The 19025-nt window shown below is 64.3% G+C and carries 13 protein-coding genes; 6 read left to right on the top strand and 7 right to left on the bottom strand.

Annotated elements, in window-relative coordinates:
* Positions 1 to 84 precede the first annotated feature (84 nt).
* The 7 genes from NX782_RS15000 to puuE form a co-directional block, all read right to left on the bottom strand.
* A complete protein-coding gene (locus NX782_RS15000; RefSeq protein ID WP_258846282.1) occupies positions 85 to 3489 on the bottom strand; it encodes a TonB-dependent receptor in 3405 nt (1134 codons plus the stop codon).
* A gap of 583 nt (positions 3490 to 4072) precedes the next feature.
* The gene (locus tag NX782_RS15005; RefSeq protein ID WP_258846283.1) at positions 4073 to 5566 is read right to left on the bottom strand and encodes an adenosine deaminase family protein; all 1494 of its coding nucleotides are present in this window, start codon (positions 5564 to 5566) and stop codon (positions 4073 to 4075) included.
* A 31-nt stretch (positions 5567 to 5597) separates the two neighbouring features.
* Positions 5598 to 6908 (bottom strand): guanine deaminase, encoded by a 1311-nt coding sequence (gene guaD, locus NX782_RS15010; protein ID WP_258846284.1) that lies wholly within the window; start codon positions 6906 to 6908, stop codon positions 5598 to 5600.
* On the bottom strand, positions 6909 to 7940 hold the full coding sequence (xdhC, locus tag NX782_RS15015) for a xanthine dehydrogenase accessory protein XdhC (protein ID WP_258846285.1): 1032 nt from the start codon (positions 7938 to 7940) through the stop codon (positions 6909 to 6911).
* A 1-nt stretch (position 7941) separates the two neighbouring features.
* Positions 7942 to 10281 (bottom strand): xanthine dehydrogenase molybdopterin binding subunit, encoded by a 2340-nt coding sequence (gene xdhB, locus NX782_RS15020; RefSeq protein ID WP_258846286.1) that lies wholly within the window; start codon positions 10279 to 10281, stop codon positions 7942 to 7944.
* Positions 10282 to 10293: 12 nt separating this feature from the next.
* On the bottom strand, positions 10294 to 11772 hold the full coding sequence (gene xdhA / locus NX782_RS15025; protein ID WP_258846287.1) for a xanthine dehydrogenase small subunit: 1479 nt from the start codon (positions 11770 to 11772) through the stop codon (positions 10294 to 10296).
* A 145-nt stretch (positions 11773 to 11917) separates the two neighbouring features.
* The gene (puuE, locus tag NX782_RS15030; RefSeq protein WP_258846288.1) at positions 11918 to 12871 is read right to left on the bottom strand and encodes an allantoinase PuuE; all 954 of its coding nucleotides are present in this window, start codon (positions 12869 to 12871) and stop codon (positions 11918 to 11920) included.
* Between the two features lie 120 nt (positions 12872 to 12991).
* On the opposite strand from puuE, the gene uraH reads away from it, so the two are divergent.
* From uraH to NX782_RS15060, 6 genes are all read left to right on the top strand, one after another.
* Positions 12992 to 13345, top strand: coding sequence for a hydroxyisourate hydrolase (uraH, locus tag NX782_RS15035; RefSeq protein ID WP_258846289.1), 354 nt, complete (start codon positions 12992 to 12994; stop codon positions 13343 to 13345).
* A 25-nt stretch (positions 13346 to 13370) separates the two neighbouring features.
* On the top strand, positions 13371 to 13928 hold the full coding sequence (locus NX782_RS15040) for an ATP-dependent Clp protease proteolytic subunit (protein ID WP_258846290.1): 558 nt from the start codon (positions 13371 to 13373) through the stop codon (positions 13926 to 13928).
* A gap of 239 nt (positions 13929 to 14167) precedes the next feature.
* On the top strand, positions 14168 to 15412 hold the full coding sequence (locus tag NX782_RS15045; RefSeq protein ID WP_258846291.1) for a hypothetical protein: 1245 nt from the start codon (positions 14168 to 14170) through the stop codon (positions 15410 to 15412).
* Positions 15413 to 15430: 18 nt separating this feature from the next.
* A complete protein-coding gene (locus NX782_RS15050) occupies positions 15431 to 15850 on the top strand; it encodes a hypothetical protein (protein ID WP_258846292.1) in 420 nt (139 codons plus the stop codon).
* 90 nt (positions 15851 to 15940) lie between these two features.
* Entirely contained in the window at positions 15941 to 17518 is a 1578-nt protein-coding gene (locus NX782_RS15055) for a methyl-accepting chemotaxis protein (protein WP_258846293.1), read from the top strand.
* A gap of 179 nt (positions 17519 to 17697) precedes the next feature.
* On the top strand, positions 17698 to 19011 hold the full coding sequence (locus NX782_RS15060) for an HlyC/CorC family transporter (RefSeq protein ID WP_258846294.1): 1314 nt from the start codon (positions 17698 to 17700) through the stop codon (positions 19009 to 19011).
* Positions 19012 to 19025: the final 14 nt, after the last annotated feature.

The raw sequence follows: 19025 nt of genomic DNA on the forward strand, positions 1-19025 counted from the left end.
CGCGGGGTCTTTACAGACGAAAAAACGGCCGGTGTCGCCACCGGCCGTTTCGATCGTGCTACCTACGAAATCAGGTCGTCAGACTTAGAAATCGTAGTGCAGGGTGACCTGGGCTGCCCACTGCGATTCGCCCTTGTTCTGGCGAATGTTGTAGTTGTCCACGGTGCTGCGCACGGCGTAGACGTAACGACCCTGTGCATCCAGACCAGCGTAGTCGACGAAGCCGCGCGACTGGCCGCCTTGCGACGAGAACCCGATCTCGTTGATGTGACCCCACTTCTTGTTCAGCAGGTTGCCGACGTTGAAGATGTCGAGGTCGATACGGCCCTTGTTGCGAGCGAACAGGCCCGGGATTTCCTGGCTGATCTTCATGTCGAAGCTGTTGGTCCACGGCGAGAAGTCGCTGTAGCGGCCCACGACGCCACCGGCGGCGTTCTTCAGCGCCTTGTTGGCGTTGACGACGTCCCAGAAGCGCTGCTCGTTGGCGTGGTTGGTGGCGGTATCGCCTGCGAACACGACTTCACCCGAACCGAAAGCCTTCGGGATGTACATCAGGTCGTTGTTGTTGATACCGTCGCCGTTCAGGTCGTTCTTGTAGGTCCAGCTGAACGGCTTGCCGGTACGGCCTTCGTAGAACAGGCCGAAGCGGGTCTTGTAGCCGGCCAGGAAGGCACGCTCGAAGCTGATGTTGCCGTTGATACGGTTCTTCACCAGGTAAGCCGAGTTGGCCGCCACGTCTTCGTTCGGGTTGAACGAGGCACGTGCGCCGTAGTTCGAGCTCGAGGTCGACGAGGTCAGGTTCGACACTTCGGTCGCGTAGGTGTGGGTAGCCGACACCGTGAAGCCGAAGCCCTTGGTCATCGGGTACTTCAGCGAGACGGTTTCGACACGGCTCTCGCCCTTGTCGGTGCTAGTCGCCATCAGGACGTTGCCGAAGGACGCGTTGCTCTGTGCCTTGTTGGTGTTGGTGCAACCGGACGCGGTGCTGACCGAGTTGTTACCCACGTTCCAGCAGCGAGCCAGCAGGCCGCCGGTGGCGCCGTAGTACAGCTCACGACCGTCGGTGCCGATCGCACCCGGCCTGCCCAGGTTCAGGTTCTGGTAGGTCAGGCCGTCCTTGACTTTCAGGTACAGTGCCTCGACGCCTGCAACCATGCCGTACCACGGCAGTTCGGTTTCGAACGCCAGGTTGGCTTTCCAGGTCGACGGCTGGCGCAGACCCGGATCCAGCAGGTCGACGTTGGCGGTCGGGGTCGAGCCGGTCACGGACTTCTGGGCGTCCACGTTCGGGCTGAAGGTGCCGTCCACGCTCGGGCAGCGGCTTGCGGCCGAACCGGAGCACTGGACCGTACGGGTGGCGATACCGGCGTTCTGGTACGGGTTGGCCAGCCACACGCTCATGGCGGCGCCCTGGAACAGGCCGGCGCCACCGCGCACTTGCATCATGCGCTGGGTGTTGAAGCGGTAGTTGAAGCCGAAGCGCGGCTGGAACAGGCGGGTGCCGTCCGGGGTCGCGGTGTTGTCACGGCCGAAACCGCCGGTCTGGCGGCCGCCGTTGACGCCGGCGACGGTGGCTGCAGCCACGGCGGCGTTGGCCGGCGGACGCTTGTCCAGACCGACTTCGTCGACGCGCACGCCGAAGTTGACGGTCAGGTTACGGTTGACGGTCCAGGTGTCCTGCAGGAACAGGCCGGTGTTCTCCATCGAGAACTGGGCGATCGCGTCGTTCAGGGTGTAGCCTGGCGCAGCGGACTGCAGGGTGTACGAGGTCGGACGGCCGCGGCTGAAGTTCTCCAACACGGCCTTTTCGATCTGGGCCAGCGAAGCGCTGCCGCAGTTGATCGAACCGAACGAGTAGGTGAAGTTGTTATCGCAGGCGAAGGTGTAGTTACCGTACACGTTCTGCAGGAACGCGTTGTAGATCTTGTTCTTCTGGTAGTCGGCACCGAACTTGATCTCATGGTCGCCAACGGTCCAGTTCGCGCCGCCGTAGTAGTCGGCGGTGCGGGTACCCAGCACGTTCTGCTGACGCGAGTTTTCGGTACCGGCATTCACGAAGCGGTTGCCGGTGCCGGTGCCGCTCGGGGCGTCCGACGGCAGCGGGCCGCTGAACTGGAAGCCCAGGGTCGGCAGACGGGCGTTGTTCTTCGGCACCGAGTCGTAGTCACGCTTGGAGGCCTTGAACTCGGTCGAGAAGGTCGGGGTCCAGTCCGAGAAGACTTGCGCAACGTAGGTCTGGATCTTCTTTTCCTGGTTGTACAGGTAGGAATTCAACGCAATGCCGCTGTTCGAGAAGCCCGGGTAGATCGGTTCCGACTGCGAGGTGCGTTGGATACGCAGGTTGGCGCGGTGGTTGTCGCTGATGTTCCAGTCGACCTTGAACATCTGCTCGCGCGAGCTCAGTTCGCTGCCGCCCGCCACGGTGTTGCCCAGGTCCAGGCCGTAGACGCTCTTGGCGGTGTCGCGGATGCGGTCGATCTCGTTGCGGGTGATGCCGACGGTGCTGCCGGTGCCCGAACCGATGTAGCCGAAGTCCGGTGCTGCGCGGCTCGAGCTGGTTTCTTCGCTCAGGGCGTAGAAGAACAGCTTGTCCTGGATGATCGGACCGCTGGCCCAGACACCCTTGGTGGTTTCGGTGAAGCTCGGCGCGTCGCTGTAGGTATCGGCCGAGACGTTGTAGCGCTTGCCGACCAGGTTGTCGTCACGGTAGACGTAGTAGACGCCGCCCTTCCAGTTGTTGGTACCGGACTTGGTGACCGCGTTGATGTTACCGCCGGTGTAGCCCTTCTGGGTCACGTCGTAGTTGGCGACGTTGACCTGCACCGATTGGATGGCTTCGATCGAGATCGGCTGGCGCGCGGTCGGGGTGCCGCTGGCTTCCAGGCCGAAGGTGTCGTTGATGGCGACGCCGTCGACGGTCATCGAGTTGAAGCGCGAGTTGGTGCCGGCGACGGACATCTCGCCACGCTCCTTGTCGGTCTGCGACACGCGGGGGTCGGCACGTGCGAAGTCCTGCAGGCTGCGGTTGATCGAAGCCTGGGTCTGCAGCTCGGCGTTGCTGATCGAGGTGCCGGCGCCCATGTTCGAGCGGTTGAAGATTTCGGCACGTGCGCGGTTGCCGGCAACGGTCACGGTCTGCATCGGCGCGCCGATGGTGGCGTCGACGGCAGCGGTTTCCGCCAGTTCCAGGTAGACGCCTTCACGTTTTTCGGTGACGCCGTTCTTCGTGATAATGATCGTGTACGGACCGCCGGTACGCAGGCCGCGTGCGATGTAGCGACCTTGCGCGTCGGTGGTGACGGTGCTGACCGAACCCGATTCGGTGTGGATGATTTGCACCGAGGCGCCGGCGGCAGGCGCGCCGTCCGGGCTGGTGATGCGACCGCCAACTGCCGAAGTCGTGTTCTGAGCAAGCGCTGGTGCGCCCGCCAGAGCAATCGACAACGCCAGCGCCAGCTTGGTCAGCTGGATCCGTTTTTGATAGATCATTGGATTAACCCCAAAAAGACTAATAGTTATATAAGGGAACGTCGTTCCCTCTCTCACAGTACTGCAACCCTAAGACCGACCGCTCATCGCCGTCGTCTGTACATTCCGTCCATCAAGCGCAAAACAGAGCACGCGATTCTAGTGGTCAATTATTTCTCGGCCGTGACAACCGAATTTGGCAGCTTCGTCTTGAAATTGGTTAATAAAAGACCAATATGCATGAAGCTGGAAACACTGACAAATACGTTTTCTGTTAGAAATTTATAGCCTGCACGTCTAAGTTGCTTAAAAAGCAGGCAAAAATCTCCATATAACGCTACTTTCCCCTGGGAAAAGCGTACGGCGGGATTATAAGGGAGGCATTCTGTAGAAAAATCGTTTCGCTTGTTTTTTGGGCAAAGCCTTCTAGATTCCGCAAAATTTGTAGCGAGTTGACCACAGAGATAGCATAAACATATACTTTTTTGAGGGGGTTAAGCCCGTAAACGGCGTCGTTCCCGCGGAAGCGGGAACCCATGCTGAGCGTCTCGGCCAACTCAGCATGGATTCCCGCCTGCGCGGGAACGACGTGGTATTTCGGGTTTTAGTGCTTGACCGCAGCCTTGCCCAGGCCCGCAATCTCCGCCTCGAACTTGGCAAAACGCACGTCCAGCTGCTTCTTCAGGCGCGCCTTGCCGGCGGCGTCCAGGAAGGAATAACGGATGCTGTTATACGAAGCCTGCTTGAGTTCGGCGTAGTTCGGTTTGTAGCGGCTGGCGAACAGCACGTACTCGCCGGCCAGGTTATGCCGGGTCACGCCGGCGTCGTCGGTCGATATCACGTAGGGCACGCCGTACTTGCGGTACAGGGTGACCGGGTGGTTCTCCCCTTTCACGCCATTGATGAAGGCGTTCGAGGTCAGGTTGATCTCGACCGGGATGTCCTTCTCGCGCATGCGCTGCATGATGGCCACGATGTTGGTCTCGTGGGCCAGGTCGATGCCGTGGCCGATGCGGTCGGCGCCGGCCAGGTTCACGGCTTCGTCGATGTGGTACTGCAGGTCTTCCGGCGGCACGTCGCCCAGTGCCAGTTCGCCGGCGTGCAGGGCCACCTTGACGTCCGGGTAGACCGACTTCAGGAAGCGGAACATCTTCATGTGCAGCGTGTAGTCGCGCATCGAGACCATCTGGCTTTCCTGGCCGACGATGTTGACGCCCACGATCTTGCTGCCCTGTTTTGCCGCCTTGAAGCCGGCCAGCATCGAGGAGAACACCTGCGACGGATTCAGCAGGCGCAGCACATAGGTCTGGTAGCGCATGGTGAAGCGCTCGTCGTCGATGCCGGCGGCGGCTTCGTCGATCTTCTTCACGAAGTCGGCGATGGCGCCGTTGAACTTCTGGTCCTGCTCCAGCTGGCCCATCCAGGCGCGCATCTGGGCTTCGAAGGCCTTGTCGTCGCGCGCGTTCTGCCAGGCTTGCGCATCGAAATCCTTGTTGACGACGAAGGGCGACATCTTGAACATGGTCTCGATGTAGGCCACGTTCTCGCGGATGGCGCGTTCCTTGATCTCGACCAGGCCCTCGTGGAAGTTGGCGTTCGAGACCGGACCGAAGTAGCCGAAGGTCTGGAAAAACTGGCGGTCCGGCGGCGCCTGCAGCGCGCCGTGGTTATAAAAATCCTTGCTCGACCAGCGCTGCAGCAGCTCGCGGTAGGTGAAGTCGTCGGCGTAGACGTCCGCGGTGCCGAGGCAATTGCGTTCTTTTGCCGGCTTGGCGCGCTCGGCCTCGACCAGTGCCTTGTCGGTCTCGATCTTGTAGGTCTGCTTGTTGACGCAGTAGCCCTGCTTGTCGAGGAAGTCGACATAGGTCTCGGCGTAGATCGCGCCCGAGTAGTGATGGTGCAGGTCGCCGCCCTTGGGCATCTGGGTGAAGAACATGGTCAGCTCGGCCGTCTTCGGCTCGCTGCCCGCAATCAGGGCGGCGTAATGACGGGCGGTGGCGGCTTCGTTGGCGTTCTGCGCGGCTGGGCGGGCGCCGGCCTGGTTGGCCGTTGCGGCAAGGGCCAGGCTCAGAGCCGCGGCGAGGAGAGTCTTCTGCATAGGTGCTTTCGGTCGGTCTACGGTCGGAACGTCAGGGCAGCGTCCGCTCATGGACCAGCCGGCCGGCCGCGTAGGTAGCGCGGATGGCACGGTCGTCGCCCAGCAGGGCCAGCGCAAACAGGGTTTCCTCGAGCGTGTTGCTGTGCGCGGTGCGGCGCGCCAGCAGCGGCGTGGACTTGGGATCGAGGACGATGAAATCGGCTTCAAGCCCCGGCACGAAATTGCCGATCGTGCCCTCGAGCTGCATGCTGCGCGCGGCGCCCAGCGTGGCGAGGTAGAACATGCGCAGGGCCGGGAGGTAGCTGCCTTTCAGTCGCGCAACTTTATACGCTTCATTCATGGTTTGCAACATCGAGAACGAAGTGCCCGCCCCCACGTCGGTGCCCAGCGAGACCAGCGCCCCGGCATTGTCGGCGCGCGCGATATCGAACAGGCCGCTGCCCAGGAACAGGTTCGAGGTCGGGCAATGCGAGATCGCCGAGCCGGTTTCCGCCATGCGCGCGAAGTCGGCGTCGTCCAGCCAGATGCAGTGGCCGTACATGGCGCGCTCGCGCATCAGGCCGTAGTGGTCGTACACGTCCAGGTAGCTGCGGCGCTGCGGGAACAGTTCGCCCACCCAGCGGCACTCGTCCTGGTTTTCCGAGACGTGGGTCTGGATGAAGGTGTCCGGATAGGCCTTGGCCAGCTCGCCGGTGGCGGCCAGTTGGGCTTCGGTCGAGGTCGGAGCGAAGCGCGGGGTGATCGCGTACATGTTGCGCCCCTTGTTATGCCACTTCCGGATCAGCGCCTCGCTCTCGCGCAGGTCGGCGGTGTCCTGCAGGAAGTCCGGACAGTGGCGGTCCATCAGCACCTTGCCGCCGCCCATGCGCAGGTTGCGCGCGCTGCTCGCCTCGAACAGCGCATCGACCGATTCCTTGTGCACCGTGCAGTAGACCAGGGCCGTGGTGGTGCCGTTCCTGAGCAGCTCGTCGAGGAAGAAATCGGCGGTGGCGCGGCCATGCGCGGGATCGCCGAACTGGCGCTCGGTCGGGAAGGTGAAGTTCTCCAGCCACGGCAGCAGGCCCGGCGCCGGCGAGGCGATCATGTCGGTCTGCGGGAAGTGCAGATGGGTGTCGATGAAGCCCGGCACGATGATCTTGCCGCGGTAGTCGACGATCTCGACCCCGGCCGGCAGCGTGGACGCCAGCTGCGCATGATCGCCGGCCGCCTTGACGCGGCCATTCTCGATAACCAGCAGGCCATCGGCATGCCAGGCGTAAGCGTCTTCCGCAAAGGCCGGATCGGCGTGAAAATGCAGCAGGCTCGCTCGGTAGGCCTGCAGGTTCTGGGTGTCGATCGACATTTAGATGGTTTCCCTTGAAGCCAGGTTGGCGGTGCGGGCTTCCCACACCATCAATAGTTGCGCGGCCACGGCGACGGCGATCACGGCGGGCTGCTTGCCTTCGATGCCGGGCACGCCGATCGGGCAGACCATGGACGCCAGGCGCGCCTGGGCGATCCCGCGGTCGCGCAAGCGATGTTCGAACTGCTTGCGTTTGGTGTGCGATCCGATCAAGCCGAACCAGTCGGTTTCAAAACTGGGACGTTTCAGGATCGCTTCGGCCAGGCGCTGGTCGAGCGCGTGGCTGTGGGTCATGACGAGAAAACTGGTGCCCGGCGCCGCTCGTTCCGCCAGCACCTCCGGGGTGTCGGTGGCTTCGACCGTGACATTCGCCGGCACCTGGGCGGGGAACAGGTCTTCGCGCTCGTCGACCCAGGTCACGCGGCAAGGCAGCTCGGCCAGGGCGCGCACGATGGCCGCCCCTACGTGGCCGGCACCGAACAGCATCAGGTGCGCTTGCGGCGCTGCGACTTTGTCCACCAGCCAGCGCCGGCCGTCGGGCTCGCGCATTATATGCGTAAACTGCGGCGCGCCGTGCCCGCGTGTAAAGCCTGGCCTTGCACTGCCCTGAAGGCATTGGCCGGCGGCGTCGAACAGGGCCAGGTCGGGTGCGCCGTCCAGCGCGACCAGGCGCCAGCTGTCTTCGTTCGACCGTGCCGCCAGCAGCGCCGCGTGGTCACGGTCCAGCAGCTCGAAGGCCAGCTGCACCACGCCGCCGCAGCATTGGCCCAGGCTGGGGCCGAGCGGAAAGCGCTCCAGGCGGCGGGTCTCGCCATTTGCCAGCATCGCGCGCGCAGTCTCGACGCCGCGCAGCTCCAGATGGCCGCCGCCGACCGTGCCCCACTGGCGGGTCGCATCGACCAGCATGCGGGCGCCGGGTTCGCGCGGCACCGAGCCTTCGCTTGCGGCGACGGTGACCAGCACCGCGGGGCGCGCGCCGGGCGCGGCACCGGGCCCGGCATCGGATGCCGCAGCTTGCAGCCAGTCTTCCATCTCAGGCGCCCGGCGTGACTGCCGCTTCGACGGCGGCAACGGCGTTCAGGATGGCTTCGCAGGTCGCCGGCGCGTTGAGCGGCGGGTTGACCTTGTGTCCGCCCACGCTCGAAATCGCATCGCGGATCGCGAAGAAGACCGAGAACGGCAGCAGCAGCGGCGGCTCGCCCACGGCCTTCGAGCGGTGGATCGAATCCTCGACGTTGCGGTTCTCGAACAGGCGCACGCGGAAGTCTTCCGGGCAGTCCGAGACCGCCGGAATCTTGTAAGTCGACGGCGCATGGGTCATCAACTTGCCGCCGGCATTCCACCACAGCTCCTCGGTGGTCAGCCAGCCCATGCCCTGGATGAAGGCGCCTTCGACCTGGCCGATGTCCAGCGCCGGATTGAGCGACTTGCCGGCATCGTAGAGCGCGTCGGCGCGCAGCAGCTTCCATTCGCCGGTGAGCGTATCGACGACCACTTCGGCCACCGCCGCGCCGTAGGCGAAATAGGAGAACGGACGGCCGGTCATGGTCTTCGGATCCCAGGACAGGCCCGGGGTGGCGTAGTAGCCGTCCGACCACAGCTGGGTGCGCGCCAGGTAGGCCTTGGCCACCAGTTCGCCGAACGGAATTTTCTGGCCACCCACGAACACGGTGTCGGCGGCGAAGCGCACGTCTTCGATTGCGCCGCCGTGCTGCTTGACGGCGAAGGCGGCCAGGCGCTCGCGGATCTGGCGCGCCGCATCCTGGGCCGCCTTGCCGTTCAGGTCCGCGCCGGTGGAGGCCGCGGTGGCCGAGGTGTTGGCGACCTTGCTGGTGTTGGTGGCGGTGATGCGCACCCGGTCCAGGTTGACGCCCAGCTCGTGCGCGACCACCTGCATCACCTTGGTGTTGACGCCCTGCCCCATCTCGGTGCCGCCGTGGTTGACCAGGATGGAGCCGTCCACGTACACGTGCACCAGCGCGCCCGCCTGGTTCAGGTGGGTGACGTTGAAGGCGATGCCGAATTTTACGGGGGTCAGCGCCAGGCCCTTCTTCAGCACCGGGCTGGTCTTGTTGAAGGCGTCGATGGCGGCGCGGCGCGCACGGTATTCGCTGCTGCCTTCGAGTTCGTCGACCAGCTCGTGGATCACGTTGTCGACGATGACCTGGCCGTAGGGCGTGACGTTGTTTTCAGTCTTGCCGTAGAAGTTCAGCTTGCGGATGTCGAGCGCGTCGCGGCCGAGATTGCGCGCGATCTCGTCGAGCACGTATTCCATCGCGATCGCGCCCTGCGGGCCGCCGAAGCCGCGGAAGGCGGTGTTCGACTGCGTGTTGGTCTTGCCGCAGGCGGCGCGGATGTCGACGTCCGACAGGTAATAGGCATTGTCGAAGTGGCAGACGGCGCGCGTGGCCACCGGGCCTGACAGGTCGGCCGAGTAGCCGGCGCGCGAGACCATGTCCACCTTTGCCGCGACGATGCGGCCCTCGTCGTCGTAGCCGACTTCGTATTCGTAATGGAAGCAGTGGCGCTTGCCGGTGACCAGCATGTCGTCGTCGCGGTCCGCGCGCAGCTTGACGGCACGCCCAAGCAGCCTGGCCGAGATGCTTGCTGCCGCCGCCCACAGCGCCGACTGCGACTCCTTGCCGCCGAAGCCGCCGCCCATGCGCCGGCACTCGACCACCACATGGTGCGAGTGCAGGCCCAGCGCATGCGCGACCACGTGCTGCATCTCGCTCGGGTGCTGGGTCGAGCACTGCACCAGCATGCCGTCGTTTTCCTGCGGGATGGCGTAGGCGATCTGGCCTTCGAGGTAGAACTGTTCCTGGCCGCCGACGTGCAGCTCGCCTTTCACGGTATGCGGGGCGCGCTCGAAGGCGGACTTGACGTCGCCCCTGGCCAGGTGCATCGGCGGCAGCACGTACGACTGCGCCTTACGCGCGGCCTGCGGCGTCAGGATCGCCGGCAGCTCCTCATAGGTGACCACGCCCTTCTTTGCGGCGCGGCGTGCGTTGTCGTGGCTGTCCGCGACCACGATGAAGATCGGTTGGCCCACGTACTGGACCAGGCCATCGGCCAGGATCGGATCGTCGTGGATGATGGGGCCGCAATCGTTGGTGCCGGGGATATCCCTGGCCGTGTAGACCGCCACCACGCCGCGGCTGGCGCGCACCGCATCCAGATCGAGCGCGAGGATGTTGGCGTGCGCCTTGGCTGACAGCCCCAGCGCCGCGTGCAGCGTGCCGCGGACCTCGGCGATGTCGTCGGTGTAGTCGGCCTGGCCGAGCACGTGCAGACGTGCCGATTCATGGGCCTTCGAGACCCCGACCGCGGTCCACGCCGCCGTCTTCAGTTCCGGTGCGCTCATATCGTTCATGGTCCGGTCTCCTCAGGCGCTCGCTTGCGCAAATACGTTCACGGCTTCGGCCGGCAGCGGGTTCTCGGTCCGCGTCTCCAGCCAGAAGCGGCGCAGCAGGTTCTGCGCGCCCTGCATGCGGTAGGCGTTCGAGGCGCGCATGTCGGTCAAGGGCGCATAGTCCTGCGCCAGTGCGGCCATCGCCGCTTTCACCGCGGCTTCGTCCCAGGCGCGGCCCCGCAGGGCGGCTTCGGCCAGCGCGGCGCGTTTCGGGGTCGCGGCCATGCCGCCGAAGGCGATGCGGGCTTGCTGCACGATGCCGGCCTCGATCTGCAGGGCAAACGCGGCGCACACGGCCGAGATGTCCTGGTCGAAGCGCTTCGCCAGTTTATAGGTGCGGAAGGCGACGATTGGGCCCAAACCGGCGCGCGGCAGCGGAATCCGCAGCGCCTGCACGAATTCGCCTTGTTGGAGATCCTTCTGCTGGTAGCCGAGATAGAAGTCTTCCAGCGCCAGCGTCCGTTCGCCGTTCGGCCCGCGCAGCACGATGGCGGCGCCGAGCGCGATCAGCCAGGGCATCGAATCGCCGATCGGCGAACCATTGGCGACATTGCCGCCCAGGGTGCCGGCATTCCGGATCGGCAGCGAGGCGAAGCGCTGCCACAGCTCAGCCAGCTCCGGATAGCGCGCGCAGATGGCCGCATAGGCATCGTTCAGCGAAACGCCGGCGCCGATCTCCAGCATGCCATCCTGTTCGCGCACGGATTTCAATTCCTCGACGTGGCCGAGCCAGATGATGTCGGTCAGCTCGCGCATCTGCTTGGTGACCCACAGGCCGACGTCGGTCGAGCCGGCCAGCAGCACGGCTTGCGGATGGGCGGCACGCGCCGCCACCAGTTCGTCGACGGTGCGCGGGGCGTGGAAGGTCTGGCCTTGCGCGCTATAGACAGTACCGGCTTCGCGCTGCAGGCCGCGCAGGGTATTGGCCAGCGCTGCGCGGTCGAAGTCCACGCGCGGCAGTTCCGTCATGCGGCGGGCGGCATCGATGATCGGGCGGTAGCCGGTGCAGCGGCACAGGTTGCCGGACAGGGTGTCGTCGATCTCGCGGCGCGAGGGGCAGGCGCCGCCCTCGTTTTTGAGGTACATGCCCCACAGCGACATCGCAAAGCCCGGCGTGCAGAAGCCGCACTGCGAGCCATGGCATTCGACCAGGGCCTGCTGCACCGGGTGAAGCCGGTTGCCCTGGGCCAGGTCTTCGACGGTGAACAGGGCCTTGCCGTCCAGGGTCGGGGTGAACTGGATGCAGGCGTTCACCGCCTTCATCTCGAGCTGGCCGTTTTCCAGCGATCCGATCACCACGGTGCAGGCGCCGCAGTCGCCTTCGGCACAGCCTTCCTTGGTGCCAGTGCAATGCAGGTCTTCGCGCAGGTGCTGCAGCACGGTCTGCGTGGGGGAGACCTGACTGACTTCCTGGACGGCCCCGCGGTAAAAGAATCGGATCGGTGTTGACATTGTTGCCTCGGATTTAACCCAGCTTGCGAGATTAACACCGGAGGGGGTGGCAGCTATAAGCCTTCGATTATTTTGGATATAAGCAAAATCAAATACTACTTTTTGCTCGTCATTCCCGCGAAAGCGGGAATGACGCATTAGTAGTTCACTTTACAAAAGGGTGCACCGTTTCCCAGTGCCGCGCAATATCGATCCTTCGCGTAATCCAGACATGCTGGTGCGTCTGCACATAATCCAGGAAACGCGCCAGCGCCGCTGCCCTTGCCGGCCGCCCCACCAGCCGGCAGTGCAGGCCGATCGACAGCATCTTCGGCTGGTTCAGGCCGTTCGGATCGCCTTCCGCATACAGCACATCGAAGGCATCCTTCAGGTAATCGAAGAACTGGGTGCCCGAATTAAAACCCTGCATGGCGGCGAAGCGCATGTCGTTGGTGTCCAGCGTGTAGGGCACCACCAGATGCGGACGCACCGCATGCCAGCCATTCGCATCCGTGAACGAGACCTCGGTCCAGAACGGCAGATCGTCGCCGTAATGGTCGGCGTCGTAGACGAAGCCGCCGTGCTCCGCCACCAGGCGCCGGGTGTTGGGCGAATCGCGGCCGGTGTACCAGCCCAGCGGCGCCTCGCCGGTGAGATCGCGGATGATCTCGACCGCTTCCTTCATGTGCGCGCGCTCGGTGGCTTCGTCGACGTTCTGGTAGGAGATCCAGCGCAGGCCGTGGCAGGCGATCTCGTGGCCCAGCTCGCGGAAGGCGGCCACCGCCTCCGGGTGGCGCTTGAGCGCCATCGCGACGCCGAACACCGTCAGCGGCAGCTTGCGCTCCTCGAAAATGCGCAGCACGCGCCACAGTCCGGCGCGCGAACCGTATTCGTAGAGCGACTCCATGCTCATGTGGCGCATGGGGAAGGCTTGCGCCCCTATAATTTCGGAGAGAAAAGTCTCCGAAAACGGATCGCCATGCAGCACATTGTTCTCGCCGCCTTCCTCGTAGTTGAGCACGAACTGCAGGGCGACGCGCGCCTGGCCGGGCCATTGCGGATGGGGAGGCGTACGGCCGTAGCCGACCAGGTCACGCGGATAATTCTCGTAAGTGCTCATGGGTGCTCGCAGGATGATCGCTCGGGATGGTGAATATATTTCGCATCTTATATTGCAAGAAGCACAAAGGTATATCATCGTCCACATAGCCGAATTCATGCACGAGATATAGGAATGCCCATGGGAAAACTCAGCACCCACGTCCTCGACACCGCCCACGGCAAGCCTGGCGCCGGCGTCAGGGTGGAACTGTATGCGGTCGAGGGTTCGCAGCGCACCCTCATCAAGGAGGACTCAACGAATAGCGACGGCCGCTGCAACAGCCCGCTGCTCGAGGGCGACAACCTGCGCGCCGGCCGGTACGAACTGGTGTTCGCGGCCGGCGATTATTTCGCCAGCCAGGGCGTGGCGCTGCCTTCTCCCCGCTTCATCGACCGCGTGACGATCGCCTTCGGCGTGGCCGATCCCGGCCAGAACTACCACGTGCCGCTGGTGGTGACGCCCTGGTCGTATTCCACCTACCGGGGCAGCTGAACCGGCAAGCCAAAGGAGAAAGCGCATGAGTCTGCACGTCGTCCATTTCATCGGCCCGATCAACGCCACCTCGGCCTGCACCATCCGTAACCTGTGCCTGCAAGCCCTGCAAAGCGGCGCCAGCGAGATCGAACTGCACATGTCGACCGAAGGCGGCAACATGACGGCCGGCTTCGCCCTGTATTTCTTCCTCAAGTCGCTGCCCCTGCCCCTCACCACCTGGAACGTCGGCAGCGTCGAATCGGTCGGGGTCGCGATCTTCCTGGCCGGCCAGATGCGTTACGCCTGTCCCGGCACCCGTTTCCTGATCCACCCGCTGCACTGGGGCTTCGGCAACCTGGTGGCGGCGGATCACGCCCGCATCTCGGAGTGGCGCGACTGCCTCGACTTCGACGCCGAGCGCTACGCCGCCATCTTCGACGAAGCCACGCGCGGCGCCCGCCAGCCGCACGACATCCGCGGCTGTCTCACCGGCAGCTCGCGCATCTACACCGCCGACGAAGCTGTCGAGGCGGGCATCGTCCACGCCGCCCGCCAGGCCCGCTTGCCGGAAGCCGGCACCACCTCGCATTGGTGGAACTAGCCCGCGCCTCAAGTTCAATATCTTTTTGAAATTGGACAACGGCTGGTGTCTGATTGGCACCACAAAATGACATCCCGATAGTCATCTGACTATTGGCGAATATTTATTTTCCTTGCGGCAAAAAATCCTGTCTGGATACAATTGATTACAGGAAACCCGCCGTGGCCTAACCCTCGCCACAGATCATCCTCGAACAAGAACCATCCCCATCCGCAGTAGGAATTTTGCAGGCTTACCCCATGAACAAACGCATCATTGCGACTCTGCTCGCCTTGCCTCTGGCCGTCTCTACCGCTTACGCCCAGGATTCGTCCGGCGTGCGCATCAGCGGTTTCGGCACCGGCGCCCTCACCTGGACCAACAGCGACCAGGCCGAATTCAGCCGCCCGAACCAGGCAAGCGGCGCCAGGAAGAACGTCACCACCGGCGTCGATTCCAACCTCGGCCTGCAGGCCGACTACGCCATCAACAGCTGGCTGTCCGTCACCGGCCAGGGCCTGGTGCGCAAGGATGCCGAAGACGATTTCGGCGCCGAACTGTCCTGGGCCTTCGCCAAGGCCAGGATCAATGACGAGCTGAGCGTGCGCGTCGGCCGTATCGGCCTGCCGGTCTTCATGATCTCGGACTACCGCAACGTCGGCTATGCCAACACCTTCCTGCGTCCGCCGGGCGAACTGTACTCGCAGGTGCCGTTCAGCAGCATCACTGGCGCCGACGTCACCTGGCAGCACGGTTTCGGCGACACCAACGTCACCGCCCAGCTTGCCTATGGCGGCACCGAAAGCCAGTTGGTCGGCAACACCGTCGACGCACACCGCGTGAGCGCCCTGAACCTGGTGGCCGAGCACGGCCCGCTGACCCTGCGCTTCGGCCGCGCCGACGCCAGGCTGTCGCTGAACACCTCGACCTCGCTCAACACCCTGCTGGCAGGCCTGCGCAGCGCCGGCACCGGCTACCGCTTCCCGCAACTGAACCAGCTGGCCGACGAGCTGCAGCTGAACAAGAAGAAGGCCTCCTTCACCTCGGCCGGCCTGGGCCTGGACTGGAACGACATCGTGGTCCAGACCGAATACGCCAAGCGCAAGACCGACAGCTATGTCAACGACACCAGTGCCTGGTACGCGATGGCCGGCTACCGCTTCGGCAAGGTCCTGCCCTACTACATCCACTCGGAACTGAAGATCGACAGCGTCCCGACCAACAGCGTCCCGGCAGCCTGCCCGGCCGGCTACCCGGCGGCCTGCACCCCGACCATGGCGACCCTGCGCGGCGGCGTCGACACGCTGAAGAACACCGGCATCGGCCAGGGCGAACAGAGCACCGACACCATCGGCGTGCGCTGGGACTTCCACCGCTCGGTGGCCCTGAAGGCCCAGATCGACCGCGTGCGTCCGCAGAACGGCCATGGCCTGTTCCTGGCACCGCAGCCTGGCTTCAAGGGCCCGGTCACCGTCGGCGCCGTCGCCCTCGACTTCGTGTTCTAAAGCTTGAGAAAGAGACAGATGAAAGCACTGATCAAGATCGCAGTTCTCTCTTCCTTCGCAGCCGCCGCACTGGCATCGGCCCTGCCGGCCATGGCCGAAGTGGTGGTGGTGGTCAACCCGAAGGCCGCGGAAAGCAGCATGAGCAAGGAGCAGGTCGCCCAGTTCTTCCTGGGTAAATCGTCGTCGATGACCCCGGTCGACCAGCCGGAAAGCGCCCCGATCCGCGGCGAGTTCTACAAGAAGGTCACCGACAAGGACGCCTCGCAGGTCAAGGCCCTGTGGTCCAAGCTGGTATTCACCGGCAAGGCCACGATGCCGAAGGAAGTCGGCGACAGCGCCGCCGTCAAGAAGGCGGTGGCGGCCGATCCGAAGGCCATCGGCTACATCGAGAAGAGCGCAGTCGACGGCTCGGTCAAGGTGATCTACACCGCCCCGTAAGGCGACCCCATCACCGTTGGGAGTTCCGTCCGCACCCGGTCTGCCGGGGCCGGACGGCTTCTTCGTTCACATTTCAGGAGATACGGCAGCATGAGCATCAAGCGCAGGATTTGGGCACTACCGGTCATCTCGACCATCATCTTCGGCCTGGGCGCGGCCGTCAGCGCGAGCATCGCGACCAGCGCCCTGAACTCCATCCACATGACCGAAAGCGTCGACTTTCCAGCCCTGGGCAGCTCGAAGGCGCTGGCGGCCGAAATCGAAGCGGTCACGAACGGCTTGCGCGACGCCGTCAGCGAAGGCGACAAGGCGCGTATCCAGCAGATCGGCGAGCAGGCCGGCAAGGTCCGCAGCCACCTGGCCGAAATCGGCAAGATCGAAGGCATGGCCGACACCGGCAAACGCCTGAGCAAAGAATTCGAGGATTACTATGCCCCGGCGCTGTCCGCCGCCAAGATCATGCTCGAACTCGAGCAGGGCGACGCCCAGGCCACCGTCGGCAAGATGCAGAGCGCACTGGGCGTGCTGAACACCGACCTCGCCAAGTTCGGCGAAGCGGCCCAGCAGCAGTTCAAGGACGGCATCGAACGCAGCGCCTCGAAAGTGCGCGGCGTGGTAACCGCGATCGTCATCACCGGCCTGATCGTGATCCTGGCCCTGGCCGCGGTCTCGTGGTTCGTGGTGCGCGCGATCTGGCAGCAACTCGGCGGCGAGCCGGAATATGCGCGCGAAATCGCCCGTGGCGTGGCCGCCGGCGACCTGTCGATGGAAATCCGGGTCGAGGACGGCGACAGCGCCAGCCTGCTGGTCGCGCTGAAGGAAATGCGCACCCGCCTGGCGACCATGGTGGCCGAGATCAAGACCTCGAGCGAGACCATCCAGATGGCCAGCGCCGAGATCGCCAGCGGCAACGCCGACCTGGCCAGCCGCACCGAATCGCAGGCCTCGAGCCTGGGCAACACGACCCGTGCGATGGAATCCCTGACCGACACCGTGCGCGCCAACGCCGCCAACGCCAATCAGGCCAACGAACTGGTGGTTTCGGCCACCAGCATCGCCACCCGCGGCGGCGAAGTGGTCGGCAACGTGGTGCAGACCATGGGCTCGATCAGCGAGTCGTCGAAGAAGATCGTGGACATCATCTCGGTCATCGACGGCATCGCCTTCCAGACCAACATCCTGGCGCTGAACGCGGCCGTCGAGGCGGCCCGCGCCGGCGAACAGGGCCGCGGCTTCGCGGTCGTGGCCGGCGAAGTGCGTACCCTGGCCCAGCGCTCGGCCGCCGCCGCCAAGGAGATCAAGGAACTGATCACCGCCTCGGTGTCGAAGGTCACCGCCGGCACCGCGCTGGTCGACGAAGCCGGCGCCACGATGGACCAGATCGTGAACTCGGTGCGCAAGGTGCACGATATCATGGCCGAGATCACCGAAGCCGGCCAGCGCCAGAGCGAAGGCATCGAACAGATCGGCCGCGCGATCGACGACATGGACCAGACCACGCAGCAGAACGCCGCCCTGGTCGAAGAAGCCTCGGCCGCCGCCGAGTCGCTGAGCGAGCAGACCGTGCAGCTGTCGAACGCCCTGGCCGTGTTCAAGCTCGACAACACGCCGACCCTGGCGGCATCGGCGGCCGCGCCTGCTGCCGGGAAGCACCTGGCGCTGCGCTGAAGGCTGAACACCGTCGTCCCCGGCTGAATACCGTCGTCCCCGCCTGAATACCGTCGTCCCCGCCTGAATACCGTCGTCCCCGCGCAGGCGGGGACGGCGGCCCCCGTATCTGGCCAAACTTGCAACCCGCCTTCCCTTCCCCTTAGAATCGATTCCTTCCCGACTCTTCCCAGTCAACTTTGGAATCCATACCCCTTTGGGCACTCGTCCTTGCCCTGGTCTTCCTGATTCTCTGCTCGGCCTTTTTCGCGATGGCGGAAACGGCCCTGATGGCAGCCAATAAATACCGCCTGCGCCACCTCGCCAGGCGCGGCCACCGCGGCGCCGTCACCACCCTGTGGCTGCTGGAGCGCACCGACAAGCTGTTGTCGCTGGTGCTGATCGCCAATACCCTGATCAATGCGATGGCCACCGCCCTGGTGACGGCGATCGCCATCATCTTCTTCGGCCAGGAAGAAAGCGTCATTACGATCGCCATCGCCACCGCCAGCGTGGCTTTCCTGCTGATCGTGTTCGCCGAGATCGCGCCCAAGGTGATCGGCGCCACCTACCCCGAACGCATCGCGCTGGGCACCAGCCTGGTCCTGCGGCCGCTGATGAAGCTGGCCAAGCCGGCGATCTGGTTCGTCAACCTGTTCGTGTCAAGCATCCTGCGCCCGCTCGGCATCCGCGCGCACAGCGGCGCCCAGCAGCAGCGCCTGTCGGCCGAGGAATTGCGCACCGTCGTGCTGGAAGGCGGCAACTTCATCCCGCAGAAGCACCAGAGCATCCTGCTCAACCTGTTCGACCTGGAAAAGATCTCGGTTGAGGACATCATGACGCCGCGCAGCCAGGTCGAAGCCCTGAACCTGGCCCTGCCGATCGCGGACATCATGGCCGAGCTGACGACCTCCTCCCACCGCAAGCTGCTCGTGTATGAGGGCGAGATCAACAAGGTGGTCGGCATCCTGACGGTGCGCAAGGCGGTGCGATTGCTGAACGAAGCGGGCGAACTGACGGTCGGGCACGTCCGCGCACTGCTCTCGCCGCCGTGTTTCATCCCGCAGGACACCGACGTCCTCGCCCAGCTCCAGTATTTCCAGGAACAGAAGGAAAGGCTGGGCATCATCGTCGACGAATATGGCGAGGTGCAGGGCCTGGTCACGCTCGAGGACATCATCGAGGAAATGATCGGCGACTTCACGACCTCGACCCCGGACGAGGTGCGTGCCGACGCCCTGGCCTGGAATGCCAGCGGCGAGTGCCTGCTGGAGGGCAGCACCCCGCTGCGCGACATCAACAAGAAGCTGGGACTGGACCTGCCGCTGGACGGACCGAAGACGCTCAACGGCTTGCTGCTCGAACAACTGCAGGAGATTCCGGAGTGTCCGATTGCGCTGAAGCTGGGCGGGGTCGTGATCGAAGTGGTGCAGGTGCAGAATCAGTCAATCAAGGTGGTGAAACTGTTAAGGCCGGTTGTTATCAAACGATGGAACCACGTCATCCCCGCGTAGGCGGGGATCCAAGT

The sequence above is a fragment of the Massilia norwichensis genome (assembly GCF_024753245.1).
GTDB lineage: Bacteria > Pseudomonadota > Gammaproteobacteria > Burkholderiales > Burkholderiaceae_D > Telluria > Telluria norwichensis.

Coding starts and splice junctions, on each gene's coding strand:
- NX782_RS15000 (WP_258846282.1), bottom strand. CDS start 3,489: ATGATCTATCAAAAACGGATCCAGCTGACCAAGCTGGCGCTGGCGTTG.
- NX782_RS15005 (WP_258846283.1), bottom strand. CDS start 5,566: ATGCAGAAGACTCTCCTCGCCGCGGCTCTGAGCCTGGCCCTTGCCGCA.
- guaD (WP_258846284.1), bottom strand. CDS start 6,908: ATGTCGATCGACACCCAGAACCTGCAGGCCTACCGAGCGAGCCTGCTG.
- xdhC (WP_258846285.1), bottom strand. CDS start 7,940: ATGGAAGACTGGCTGCAAGCTGCGGCATCCGATGCCGGGCCCGGTGCC.
- xdhB (WP_258846286.1), bottom strand. CDS start 10,281: ATGAACGATATGAGCGCACCGGAACTGAAGACGGCGGCGTGGACCGCG.
- xdhA (WP_258846287.1), bottom strand. CDS start 11,772: ATGTCAACACCGATCCGATTCTTTTACCGCGGGGCCGTCCAGGAAGTC.
- puuE (WP_258846288.1), bottom strand. CDS start 12,871: ATGAGCACTTACGAGAATTATCCGCGTGACCTGGTCGGCTACGGCCGT.
- uraH (WP_258846289.1), top strand. CDS start 12,992: ATGGGAAAACTCAGCACCCACGTCCTCGACACCGCCCACGGCAAGCCT.
- NX782_RS15040 (WP_258846290.1), top strand. CDS start 13,371: ATGAGTCTGCACGTCGTCCATTTCATCGGCCCGATCAACGCCACCTCG.
- NX782_RS15045 (WP_258846291.1), top strand. CDS start 14,168: ATGAACAAACGCATCATTGCGACTCTGCTCGCCTTGCCTCTGGCCGTC.
- NX782_RS15050 (WP_258846292.1), top strand. CDS start 15,431: ATGAAAGCACTGATCAAGATCGCAGTTCTCTCTTCCTTCGCAGCCGCC.
- NX782_RS15055 (WP_258846293.1), top strand. CDS start 15,941: ATGAGCATCAAGCGCAGGATTTGGGCACTACCGGTCATCTCGACCATC.